Annotated in this window: 9 protein-coding genes; 3 read left to right on the forward strand and 6 right to left on the reverse strand. The window is 64.8% G+C overall.

All coding sequences use genetic code 11. The features are described 5' to 3' along the window. Positions 1-227 precede the first annotated feature (227 nt). The 5 genes from BLJ79_RS15845 to BLJ79_RS15865 form a co-directional block, all read right to left on the reverse strand. Positions 228-1,967: an ABC transporter substrate-binding protein gene (locus BLJ79_RS15845; protein WP_071215694.1), complete on the reverse strand. Its 1,740-nt coding sequence runs from the start codon at positions 1,965-1,967 to the stop codon at positions 228-230. Further along, positions 1,964-3,073: a histone deacetylase-like amidohydrolase gene (locus tag BLJ79_RS15850; RefSeq protein WP_071215695.1), complete on the reverse strand. Its 1,110-nt coding sequence runs from the start codon at positions 3,071-3,073 to the stop codon at positions 1,964-1,966. The genes BLJ79_RS15845 and BLJ79_RS15850 overlap by 4 nt, the downstream gene beginning before the upstream one ends. 70 nt (positions 3,074-3,143) lie before the next feature. Next, positions 3,144-4,220, reverse strand: a complete 1,077-nt coding sequence (locus BLJ79_RS15855; RefSeq protein WP_071215696.1) for an ABC transporter permease — start codon at positions 4,218-4,220, stop codon at positions 3,144-3,146. Next, positions 4,217-5,656 carry a sugar ABC transporter ATP-binding protein gene (locus BLJ79_RS15860; RefSeq protein ID WP_286135457.1) on the reverse strand — a complete coding sequence of 480 codons (1,440 nt, stop codon included), beginning with the start codon at positions 5,654-5,656 and terminating at the stop codon, positions 4,217-4,219. The genes BLJ79_RS15855 and BLJ79_RS15860 overlap by 4 nt, the downstream gene beginning before the upstream one ends. 75 nt (positions 5,657-5,731) lie before the next feature. Further along, positions 5,732-6,724: a sugar ABC transporter substrate-binding protein gene (locus BLJ79_RS15865; protein WP_071215698.1), complete on the reverse strand. Its 993-nt coding sequence runs from the start codon at positions 6,722-6,724 to the stop codon at positions 5,732-5,734. Positions 6,725-7,047: 323 nt separating this feature from the next. Between BLJ79_RS15865 and BLJ79_RS15870 the strand changes: the two genes are divergently transcribed. Further along, the gene (locus BLJ79_RS15870; RefSeq protein WP_071215699.1) at positions 7,048-7,827 is read left to right on the forward strand and encodes an SDR family NAD(P)-dependent oxidoreductase; all 780 of its coding nucleotides are present in this window, start codon (positions 7,048-7,050) and stop codon (positions 7,825-7,827) included. 135 nt (positions 7,828-7,962) lie between these two features. Continuing rightward, positions 7,963-8,703 carry an SDR family NAD(P)-dependent oxidoreductase gene (locus BLJ79_RS15875; protein ID WP_071215700.1) on the forward strand — a complete coding sequence of 247 codons (741 nt, stop codon included), beginning with the start codon at positions 7,963-7,965 and terminating at the stop codon, positions 8,701-8,703. On the opposite strand, the gene BLJ79_RS15880 is transcribed toward BLJ79_RS15875, so the two are convergent. After that, a complete protein-coding gene (locus BLJ79_RS15880) occupies positions 8,700-10,463 on the reverse strand; it encodes an ABC transporter substrate-binding protein (protein ID WP_071215701.1) in 1,764 nt (587 codons plus the stop codon). The genes BLJ79_RS15875 and BLJ79_RS15880 overlap by 4 nt on opposite strands. A gap of 137 nt (positions 10,464-10,600) precedes the next feature. Between BLJ79_RS15880 and BLJ79_RS15885 the strand changes: the two genes are divergently transcribed. Further along, entirely contained in the window at positions 10,601-11,947 is a 1,347-nt protein-coding gene (locus BLJ79_RS15885) for an APC family permease (RefSeq protein ID WP_071215702.1), read from the forward strand. Positions 11,948-11,993: the final 46 nt, after the last annotated feature.

Below are 11,993 nucleotides of genomic sequence, written 5' to 3' on the forward strand. Positions count from 1 at the left end.
CAGGTTTAGTCTCCGTCGGGGGTGTCTAGACCGGCCAAGGTGCTGAACATTGAGGCAGTGGTGGTCCCTTTTGACTGGGTGCGTGCACGCTGTGAGCCTCGTTTCCCGTCTTCGGTGCCGCGATAACTTCGCAGGCCGCAGAAAACGACAGTGTTCTCCGAACCCTCACTCTCCAGGAACTCCACCACGGAGTGGGGATCCTGGGGAACCGGCCATGCAGCTTCAGGCTAGCGGTCAACGGCACCGTGCATTCCCGGAAACTGCAACCGGCTCATGGAACCAAACGGCGCTGGGCTGAGCACCACCGGTCCATCCGGTTGGATTTGGCAGGTCAAAAGCGGCATCCCGATCGTAGGGTCGATGGTCCCGTCTGGGTAGCTGAGTGGCGACTGGCCGTCCTCTCCCAGATAGTAGGTTCCGTTGAGCCCGCGATAGAGGATCTCGCGCAGGGCCGCGCTCACTCCAGCACTATCGGTCCCTCCATTTTGGCGCCACGCGGTGGCCAATAGCTGGACTTGGTCGTAGGCCGAGCTGGATTGCGCGGGCCCGGGTTCGACCCCGTAGCGGACCGCGTAGTTGCGCTGGAACGTGCGTGCGATGGCGGAATCGGTTCGGTTGGTCACCGAGCTCCACACCACACCGTTGGCAAGGTCCCCCAGCTGCTCCACAAACCGGGGGCTCGAGGCGGCATAGACATAGTGGACCAGTCCGGTGAAATTCGCTGCATGCAGCTGCCGCTGCAATTCCGCGATCTCGTCGGTGATGAAATGCGCCACGAGGATGACCTCGGCGCGGGACTCCACCAAACGCCGGGCCACTTCTTCCCAATCCGACTGCCGGAAGGGTGCGCTTTCGCGGCTGACAATGCTCCAGCCCACTGAAGCGACAGCGGGCTCGAAGCCGTTTCCACCGATGTGTGCACTCGGCGTATCCATCTCTACCAGCGCCATCCGGCGTTCCTTGGGGTGATAGTTCCGCAATGTCCCGAGATCGCGCAGGAACCGCACAAACGCCATCGCGTAGTACTTTTCCGACGGGCATGTCTGGAACACCATTCCGTAACGTCGGGGATTGCTCCGGACCAGGTCCACGTGGCGCTCGAAAGTGTCAACGTGGAGAAAAGGCCTGCCGTAGTTGGCGGCCATCTCCAGCAGGAAGGGATTTTCGGCGCTCGAGTAGTGCGTGGTAATGGCATCGACTCCGGCATCGATGAGCCGCTGCATGGCGGCCCGGACAGCGTCGGGGTCATACAGGTCCGCGTCGGCAACAAGGTGTTCAAGGGAACGGCCTGCCACTCCTCCGTTGGCATTGATCTCCTCGACGGCCAGCGCCGCTCCTCGAACCAGCTCCTCGCCCTCGTCGTTGGCCTGGCCGGTCAGGGACGCGAGCGTTCCGATCAAGATCGGTCGCGGACCGTCGACCGTCTTTGAACCTGAAGGTATTCGCTGGGTCACGTCATCGACCATGCCGGCGAATCGTTCGACGCTCACGACGGAGATGTGCGCCACCCCGTCGATGCCTCCCGGCACCGGCAACGCAAGCAGGTGGCTGTCCACGACGAGCGAGGCCAGCCCTGCCCTGCTCACCTGGCCGAGCTTGTGCAGCAGCCGTTCCACCTGGGTGGACACGGTCCGACGGCTGGTTCCGAGCCGGTCCCCGATCTCCGGGTTGGACAGCCCGAGCGACAACAACGTCAGGACTTCGATTTCGCGCCGGGTGATGCCCTGTGGCAGTTCGGCCGGAACGGCGCGGATCAGCGCCCGTTCGTACTGCTCACCGCGCCGGCGGGTCCGTTCAACCACAACCGACAGCCACGGTTCGGCGGCACGGTACAGGAACTGAACACGGTGGCGGTTCAGGAGGAGGAACCCGCGGGCGTAAGCCACCAGGTCTGGCGGCGGCGGACCACCGTGGACGGATTCGATCCGTCCACGGTGGTCGGTGAGGAACTCGAGTATTTGGGTCATCGGCGGTGGTCTGGCACGTTTTTCACGAGCTCACCGGCCATGTCGACGGCTTCCTTCTGCCAAGGTTCCAACTGAAGCTGCGGATAGTCGGCAAAGAATGCCATGTAGGGGTCTTCGACCCCCGATTCCAAGCCCGTCAATTCCTCAAGGACCGCCATGCCACAGAACGGGACATAGTGCGCCGAGTAGCCTCCCTCGTGGATGAACGCTATGCGACCTGCACAAAGTTCGGAAGCAGCGTCGATCATCCGCCGGGACATGGCCCTGAACCCGTCACTGGTGACCACCATGCGGCCAAGCGGATCCGTGGCCGAGGCGTCGAAGCCGCTGCCGACGATGATGAGTTCGGGCTGGAAACGTTCCAAAGCCGGACCCACGACGCGCTCCAGGGCATCGAGGTAACCGCCGTCTCCCGTTCCCGCCGGCAGCGGGATGTTGATGGCGGTTCCCTCGGCGTCCGCACCGCCGTTCTCGCCGTGCATTCCGGAGTCCGTCGGGTAGAGCCTGTCTTGGTGCAGGGAAATCGTGAGGACGGCCGGGTCGTTCCAAAACACACTCTGTGTCCCGTTTCCGTGGTGCACGTCCCAGTCGACGATCGCGACCCGCGTGAGCCCGAATTCGTCCAGGGCGACCCGCGCGGCGATCGAGGTGTTGGCAAAGAGGCAGAAACCGCGGCCGCGGTCGGCTTCCGCATGGTGCCCGGCGGGGCGCACCAACGCGTAGGCGTTGTCCACCTCGCCGCGCAGCACGGCCCGAACCGCGCCTACGGCGGCACCTGCCGATAGCTTCGCGATCGACAGGCCCTGCGGGCCGAATTCCGCGCTCTCCCCGGCGTCTCCGCCGGTCTCGTTCATGTCCTCGAGACGTTGCAGGTACCCGGGGGTGTGCACCGCCAGGATCTCCTTGTCCGTCGCAGGGGCCGCATCCAACGCGACCATTTTCTTGTCGAACGCGCTGACCTGCACCAACGCCGCAAAGCGTCCCTTGGAGTCGGGCGAGTCGAAGGCCGTGTGGGGCTGGATGAAGCCCCCGGGCCGGAAGAAACCCGATCCATTGCCGGTGTTGTGCCAGTTGAAGGCCTCGTGCCAGATCCATCCGGTGCTCATGATTGCGTGCCCTTCTTTGCGTGAATTCTTGTGTTTCGGGGCTATGCGGCCCTCGAGGTATTTGAGACGGCTAGTGTTTGCCGGCACCCAGACGTTGGGGCTCCCCGGCCAGGGGCGTGCTGGGATCCCCGGGATCACCATCTGCCTCGATGCWWGCATCGAGGACCGCCTTGCCGCGGGTTGCCCAGGATTGCTTGACGATCTTTTGGATCGATTCGTCGAGCGCCACGGCCACCACCAAGGTCAGGCCCACGATGATCGTCTGGAGGAACGGGGAGGCCTGCAGGAAGACCAAGCCGTTGCGCATGACGCCGAAGAAGAGCAGGCCGGCCAAGACACCGCCGACGCGGCCGACGCCGCCGGCAAACGCCACGCCGCCAAGCAGGGCAACCGTCAGGGCATTCATTTCCAGGTTCAAGCCCACGGCGGGGCTCACCGACTGGACCTTGGCGCCCAGCATGATTCCCGCCAGGGCGGAGGCGAGGCCTGTGGCCGCGAACAACCCGAACCGGACGCGGCGCACGTTGACGCCCATCAGACGCGCGGCGCGTTCGCTGCCTCCGATGGCGTATGTCTCGCGACCCACCCGGTGCCTGTTCAGCACGTACCAAACGGCGGCAACAACCAGTATCAGCAGCAGCATCCGGACCGGGAAGGGACCAACGGTGGCGGTGCCGAAGCCTTGGAATGTCTCGGGCAATTCCCGTCTGGTCACGGTGCGTCCGCCCGTCACCATCATCGCGTAACCACCCCAGACGCTCAGGAAGCCCAAGGTCACCACGATGGGATTCAAGCCGAGATAGGCGACGAGGAAACCGTTAAGGGCGCCGGCGGCAATTCCAAAGGCCAGACCCACTGCGATGCCCAAGACCGTCGATCCGGTGGCGCTCATGACAAGCGCCGAGTTAACCGCGGCGGCCGAGGCGATGGACCCGACCGACAGGTCGACCGAACCGGAAATCATCAGCAGTGCCAAGGGAAGCGCCACGATGCCGAGCTCGGCGACCTGCAGCACCACATTCAGTGCATTGCTGGTGCTCATGAAGCGCGGGTTGAGGATCGTGAAGAACACGATCAGGAGAACGAGTGCAAAGAAGATCCCGTTCTTGGCCAGAAAGCTCTTGAGATTGACTGAGGGTAGCTTCACCGGGAGACCCCTTCCATGGGTCGTACTGCATCTGATAACTGGAGCAACGTGGAAACAAGGTCTCCGCTGAATTCGGGGCCGCGCGGGACTTCACTGCGTGAGCCTCCGTACATGACGTAGGAACGGTCGCAGAGCTGGGCGATCTCGTCCGATTCCGCGGAAGCGACCAGCACCGCCACACCTTGGGTTGCGAGCCCGCGCACGGCGGTGGCGATGTCCTGCTTGGCCCCGACGTCGACGCCTTGGGTCGGCTGGGCCAGCAGCAGGACACGCGGTTGGCGCGGAAACATCCAGCGCGACAGCAGGTGTTTTTGCCGGTTTCCGCCGCTGAACTCGTCAATTGGCGCGTCGGCTCCGGGGCCTAGGATATTGAGCTGTTTCCGGGCTTCCGCGTAGGTGCCCTTCCCTACCGCAGGACCCACCCACCATCCGCGGCCGGGCAGTTGCCGGAGCCACGGGAGGAACACCGTGTCCAACGCCGAGGCGCCGGATACCAGTCCGTCGTTTTCACGGTCCGCGGGCACCAAGTGGATACCCCAGCGCACCGCGGCTTCCGGCGAGGCGATGTCGACGTCCTCGCCATTCCAGCTAAAGCGCCCATGGCCGTCCAGACCGAAGAGCCCGGCCAGGAAGCTGAATTGTTCGCCCGCCGCCATCCCGAAAAGGCCGACCACTTCGCCGGCGGCGACGCTGATCCCGTTTGAATCGAGGCACCCTGCACCCACTTGTACCCGGGCCGGAACGAACTCCTCGTCGGCCATTCCCGGGGCCAGGGCTTGGGCCAGCGTCCGGCCCGTGAACGAATCTGCGGCCCCGTCTACCACCAGCTGCCCGGACCTGAGCACCAAAATGCGCTCGCATACGTCCAGGATGTCTGGCAGCCGGTGGGAGACGTAGATGACCGTCACCCCGCGCTTGGCCAACTGCCTGATCAAGGCATGCAATGATTCGGTTTCGGCACGGCCCAATGCGGCGGTTGGTTCATCGAGCAGCAGCATTTTCATGTCGCCGGTCAGGAACCCGCGCGCCAAGTCGACGAGCTGGCGCTCACCCAACGAGAGTGCATCGACCATGAGATCCAGGTCGAGGTCGGATCCGACCTCGGTCAGGGCACACCGGGCACGCTCGCGTTGTCCGGTGCTGCGCCGAAGACCCTGTCCCAGGAACATGTTGTCCAGGATGCTTAGGTTCGGGGCCAATGCTGGCTCCTGGTGGATCACCGTGATGCCCAGCTTCGAGGCTTCCTGCGGCGTCAACTTCCCGGGTGCAGGCGCACCGTCGACGATGAACTCCCCGCTCGATGCGGCATAGACCCCGGAGAGTACGTTGAACAACGTGGACTTGCCGGCACCGTTGTGGCCCAGCAGGCCGACGATTTCACCGGCCGCCACCGAGAGCGAGACCCCGTCCAGCGCCCGGGTGGCGCYGAATTCCACGGAAAGGTTGTCCAACTGCAGTCGCAAATCGTCTTCACCCGACTCCGGCCGGGACTGTGTGGCATGCACCCTGGGTCAGCTTCCGCTCTTGCGGTCGCTGTGGAAAGAGGCGGCGTTTTCCGGGGTTACCCGGGTGGAAGAAATCTCGATGTTGCCCTTCAGAGTTCCCTCGGCCGCGTCGATGAGCAGCTGCGCGTTCTTCTCGGCGAGTTCCTTGGCCGGCAGGATGAACCCGAGGCGCCAGATGCTGTCCTTTTCCTGGATCAGATCCAGGGATTCGTCCGTGGCATCTAGAGCACCAAGTAGGTAGTCGGGGTCCTTGGGGTCCACGCCGTGGGCCATGAGAGCCCGGTAGGAACCGATCAGTTGATCGGAGCCGGTTGAAAGCCAGACCTTGGTGTTGGGATCCGCCGACAGCTGGTTCTTGGTGTTTTCCAGTCCGTCCTCGATGGTCAGTGACGGCATGTCCGAGATCTTGACCTTCGCCCCCGCCTTCTTCAGGCCGTCCTTGATGCCGTTGGAACGGTCAATGCCCAGGTCGGTCTCGTAGTAGCTGAAAAGGCCGACGGGGACTTCGGCGGCACCGTACTTCTTCACGATCCACTTGCCTGCCTCCTCGCCAAGGGTCAGGCCGTCGTTGTAGTTGTCGATGACCAATGCGGCCTTGATGCCGTCCCATTGGGTGGCATACCCGACGACGGGAATGTTCGCGGCCGTCGCCTCGGCGGTGACGGGAACCATGGAGTCCGATTGCACGGGGTAGCCCATGATGGCCTTGATGTCGCCGCGCTGGATCCATGACTGCCAGCTGGAAACCTGGTTCTGGATGTTCCACTGTGGATCGTCACTGACCAGTTCGTAGCCCGCCGCTGACACGATTGGCTTCATGTATTCGAGTTCATCGACCCAGATCTGGATGTCCAACCCTGCGAAACTCATCGCAACCGCGCCCTTGTCGGGAGCGCCGGACGAATCCCCTTCGGCCGGGGCGCCGGAGGCGCATCCGGCAAGGACGAGTGCCGCCACGGCACCGAGCGACGCGAGTCGTGCAAACCTACGAGATTTCATTGTTCCTCCAATGGCTGCGACGGATACCCGGCGGCTTCCCCGGCTGGTGTCCGTGTCTTCTGAGAAGCCATCTCACCAGAGCAGAACATACAGCACATGCGTCATCTGACGTATGAACGATTAAGCCCGGATTTCGAACCCGTTTGGAAATATGGCTTCCCTTCCCGTACGTCATTCGACGCATGCAACTTGCCGCAGGGAGTTCAAGGATGGGAACACGCGAATATCGGGAGGTAAAAGCCAATGAGCCATGGGGCCGGGCGCCAAGGCAGCCACAGCATGATCGACCGCGGCAGGAATGCCACACCGGACCGGGTCCGGGCATGACCGGGTCCTTCCAGCGGGCCCCGATGCGGACCTTGGTGACCGGCGCGGCGCGCGGCCTCGGCAGGGACATCGCCCTGAAGCTCGCGGACCAAGGGCATCTGGTCTTGGCATGCGACGCGTCCGCCGCGGTCTCCGAGCTCGGGGGCGAACGCGGCGGCAGGATCCGCACGATGCAGCTGGATCTCACGGAGTCCGACGCCGACCGTATGTTGGTTGGCGGTGCCATCGAGCTCCTTGGCGGTCTGGACGCGCTGGTCAACAATGCCGGCGTCGGCGGCCCCGGAACCCTTCTGGAGCACACCACCGACGCAGACCTTGAACAGGTGCTTGCGGTCAACCTGCTCTCACCGGCACGGCTGTGCCGTGCCGCCCTGCCCATCCTGCGCCGCGGCGGGCGCGGCCGCATCGTCAACGTGGGATCGCTGTTCGCGAACCACCCCCAATCGCACGGAGTGGCCTACTCGATGTCCAAAGGCGCACTCGCCGCCCTCACCCGTAGCCTCGCCGTGGAGGAGGGACCGTACGGGACCACCGTCAACACGGTTTCCCCGGGCTACATGCTCACCGGCATGCACCGCGAGGAAGCCGCGCTCCAGGCGGCCCTCCGGGGCGTGGGCGTCGCGGAAGAGCTGGAGCGCATCAGCTCCGCCATACCGATGCGTCGGCACGGGACGGGGGAGGACGTGGCGGCCACCGTGGCATGGTTGCTCAGCGAACCCGCTGGCTACGTCAGCGGGCAGGATATCCCGGTCAACGGCGCCGCGGCGTTCGGCTAGGCCGAGTGGCCAACGCCGACTTTAGTTTCAATCCCAGGAAAGAAAGCAGCACAATGTACAACACGGCATTTCCGAGGCCCGCCGCAGCACGGCGGCCATACACGAGGGCAACAGCGCGCTCAACCGGGGCCCTCCGTGGCTGAGTATTTCCCGGTGCTGGCCGTCACCGGTGCCACCTCGGGGATCGGCGCAGCCACTGCCCGGCTGGCCACGGCCGCCAATTACCGGGTCGCCATGCTGGACCTAGCCGCGCCCGCGGACGAGGCCCTGCTGCGGCATGAAAACACCATCTTCGCCAAGTGCGACGTGACCTCCCGCGAGTCGCTGCAGTCGGCGCTGGCCCTGATTGAGGAGACGTGGGGGCAGGGCCCGGATGCGGTGGTCCACTGCGCAGGCGTCTACCAAACAAGCGCCACCGAGGACTTGGACCTCGACCTGTTTGCGCGGGTGCAAAACATCAACACGACCGGGACCTTCCTGACCGCCGGGATCCTGGGCCGGTCTATGCTCGAGCGCGGCGCGGGCAGCATGGTGCTGTTGAGTTCGATCGCCTTCGCCCTGGGAGACGAGGCCGAACCCGGCGCCGCCTATGCCGCCAGCAAGGGGGCCGTCGTGTCGATGGGCCGGCAGCTTGCCGCGGAGTGGGGCCCGCGCGGGGTCCGCACCAACGTCGTGGCCCCCGGCGTCATCGACACCCCCATGACCACCATCGTCGACAACGAACGGGCCTACGGGGACCTTCTGGCAACTCACCCGCTGCGCCGGCTCGGTACTGCCGAGGAGGTCGCACGGGTGTGCCTGTTCCTGGTCGGCCCGGGGTCCAGCTACGTCAACGGCGCGGTCATCCCCGTGGATGGTGGCCAGTGCATCGTCTAGTCGGCATCTAAGCGGGGCTGTGGCTCCTGGTCCTGGTGGCCGGGCAGCTGGAGCCTGGCCATCGATCCGAAGAGCGGCGGGCTGAGCACCACCGATTTTCCGCCCTGGATCTGCGAGGTGACCAGGACCTGGCCGATGGTCGGGTCCGAGGTTCCGTCCGGGTAGCTCAGCGGCGATTGCCCGCCCCCGCCGAAGTAGTAGATCCCGTTGAGCCCGTGGTACACGTCCTCGCGCAGCACCTTGCAGGTCCCGCGCGGGACCGTGCTGCCGTTGCGTGCCCAGCTCCAGGCCAGCAGCTGGATCTGGTCGTACGCCGAGCTCGCCTGGGACGGGCCGGGCTCCGCCCGGTAGCGCATCACGTAGTTGCGGTGGAACCGAGTCGCCGAGTCCGAATCCATGCGGCTGGTCACCGAACTCCAGATCGCGCCGTCGGCCAGCGGCCCGAGCACGTCCCGGAAGCGCGGGATCGAAGCCCCGTAGACGTAGTGAACCAGCCCGCGGAACCCGCCCTCGACCAGCAGCCGGTGCAAGGTGGCGATTTCATCCGGGACGTAGTGGGCCACCAGGACGACGTCCGGGGCCGCCTCGCAAATCCTGCGTGCGATCTTTATCCAGTCGGTGCTCCGGACCGGCGCCGCATACCTGGCCAAGACGCCCCAGCCGATAGCGGCGAGTTCTTGATCGAACCCCTCCCCGGCGATCCGGGTGCTGGCTGAGTCCGTTTCCACGATTGCGATCCGCCGGTTGGCCGGCTCGTAGCGGCGCGACGCCTCGAGTTCTCCCAGGAAGCGCAGGAAGGCAAGGGCGTAGTATTTTTCCGAAGGGCAGGTTTGGTAAACCATCCAAAAGCGGTCCGGGCGCGCCTCGACCAGATCCACGTGCTGTTGGAATGTGTCCAGATGCAGGAAGGGGCGGCCGTAGTCGGCCGCCGTCTCCAACAGGAAAGGGTTTTCCGCGCTGATGTAGTTCGTGGTGATCGCATCGACCTGCGCCCCCACCAGCTGGGCCATGGCCGCCTCGACGGTTGATGGGTCGAAGAGGTCGGCACCCGCGACGAAGTGTTCCAGGCGGCGGCCGGCCACGCCCCCGTTGGCGTTGATTTCCTCGATGGCCAGAGCCGCACCGCGCACCATCTCCTCCCCGTCGTCGGCCGCGATGCCCGAAAGTGCGGCCAGCGTGCCGATGACGATGGGATGCCGGCTGGCCAGCGTGGTTTCCGGGTCGGCGGAGGCGCCCCTGCCAGAACGAAGGGCGGCGGCGAATTGCTCCAGCCCGACCGCCGCGATCGGCGCCACCCCCTCGACACCGCCGGGTACCGGGAGCGCCAGCAGACTGGCGTCTACCGCGATCGCCGCCAGCCCGCCGCGGCCGCGCTGTTCAAGCTTGTGCAGCAGCCGCTCGATCTGCGTAGTCACAGTCCGCGGGCTGGTACCCAGCCGGCCGGCGATTTCCGCATTCGGTAGCCCGAGCGCAACGAGCGTCAGCACATCGATTTCCCGCGGGGTGACTCCCCGGGGCAACATCAGGGGGTTTGCGTTGACCAGGGCATGGTCGTGTTGCTCGCCGCGCGTGCGTTGGCGCTCCATGCGGATCGCGAGCAGGAGTCCCTCGGCGCGATAGACAAACTGGATCTCCGAGCGGTTGGTGAGCAGGAACCCCCTCGCATACAACGCCAGCAGTGCCGGAGGTTCCAGCCCGCGAAGCAGCGTGGTGCGGCCGCGGTGATCGGTGGTGAACTCGGCATGGGAAGCACGCGGCAATCGGATTCCAGTCACAGCGAGAACACTAACAGATTGAAAATCTTCATACGCATAAATACGCATGACAGATTCCCGCGGCTGCCCCCACACTGGATGAGCCATATGAGTCACATCACAAGTCGCACCTTGGAGTGGAAATGAGCACTGTCTCTCAAACGACGAAGAGCCCCCGCCTCAAGCGGGTGCTCGGGCTGCCCGCCACCGTCCTGTTCGGCCTGGCCTACATGCTGCCGCTGACGGTCTTCACGACCTACGGCATCGTCAACCAAATCACCGAGGGGCACATCGTCACCTCGTACCTGGTGACCCTGGTTGCCATGCTGTTCACCGCCGCCAGCTACGCACGCATGGTCAAGGCCTTCCCGATGGCGGGATCCGCTTACACGTACACCCGAAAGACCCTGGGCGGGAACGTCGGATTCCTTGGCGGCTGGGCCCTGTTGCTGGACTACCTGCTCATGCCGATGATCACGTACCTGGTGATCGGCATCTACATGCATGCCAGCTTCCCCGCTGTCCCGCAGCCAGTGTGGATCGTGCTGTCGCTGGTCATCGTGACGGCCCTGAATGTCGCCGGCATCAAGATGGTGTCCAAGGCCAGCAGCGTCCTGCTCGTCTTCCAGACCGTTTTCCTCTTGGTGTTTGCGGCGATGGGCATCCGTGCCGCCACGAACAACCCAATGCCCTCCATCGTGGACATGATGATCGGCCAGGGCCCGGGAACCACCGCCATCTTCGCGGGCTCCGCCATTCTCTGCCTCTCGTTCCTCGGATTTGACGCGGTGTCCTCGCTGGCCGAAGAGACCATCGACCCCAAGAAAGTCATTCCCAAGGCAATCATCCTGGTCACCCTGCTCGGCGGCGTGCTGTTCGTCATCATCTCGGTGATCGCCAACCTCGCGTTCCCCGATTGGAGCGCCTACACCAGCGTTGACTCCGCGGCGCTGGACGTCACCCATGCCGCAGGCGGCGCATTCCTCGAAGCGTTCTTCACCGCCGCCTACATCGCCGGATGCTTCGGGGCGGTGCTGGCCTCCCAGACCACCGTCTCTCGCATCCTCTACTCGATGGGCCGCGACGGCGTCCTGCCGCGCCGGGTCTTCGGGTACTTGCACCCGAAGTTCCGGACCCCTGTCTACTCGACCCTGGCCGTCGGCGCCATCGGCCTGCTCGCCCTGGTCATCGACCTCACCCTGGCCTCCTCGCTGATCAGCTTTGGAGCGCTCTCCGCCTTCACGCTCGTGAACATCGCCGTCATCAAGCACTACTACATCGACCAGAAGCGCCGCTCGGGGCTGGACGCGGTCCGGTACCTTGCGGCCCCGGCCATCGGCGTCATCCTTTGCCTCTGGCTGTGGTCCAGCCTCTCCATGAGCGCCTTCGTTGTCGGGTTCACCTGGCTGGCGATCGGAATGGTGTATCTGGCGGTGCTCACCCGCGGATTCCGCAAGGCGCCGCCCGAACTCCCCGTCGCCGACGACTAGCCGCCATGCAACCCCCATCAGCCGCACCCCGCTCCACGCACAACCA

The sequence above is a fragment of the Arthrobacter sp. UCD-GKA genome, from assembly GCF_001863355.1.
Classification (GTDB): Bacteria; Actinomycetota; Actinomycetes; order Actinomycetales; family Micrococcaceae; genus Paeniglutamicibacter.

Bases quoted from the DNA above. Each gene is read 5' to 3' on its own strand.
- BLJ79_RS15845 (WP_071215694.1), bottom strand. From the start codon at position 1,967: ATGACCCAAATACTCGAGTTCCTCACCGACCACCGTGGACGGATCGAA.
- BLJ79_RS15850 (WP_071215695.1), bottom strand. From the start codon at position 3,073: ATGAGCACCGGATGGATCTGGCACGAGGCCTTCAACTGGCACAACACC.
- BLJ79_RS15865 (WP_071215698.1), bottom strand. From the start codon at position 6,724: ATGAAATCTCGTAGGTTTGCACGACTCGCGTCGCTCGGTGCCGTGGCG.
- BLJ79_RS15870 (WP_071215699.1), top strand. From the start codon at position 7,048: ATGACCGGGTCCTTCCAGCGGGCCCCGATGCGGACCTTGGTGACCGGC.
- BLJ79_RS15885 (WP_071215702.1), top strand. From the start codon at position 10,601: ATGAGCACTGTCTCTCAAACGACGAAGAGCCCCCGCCTCAAGCGGGTG.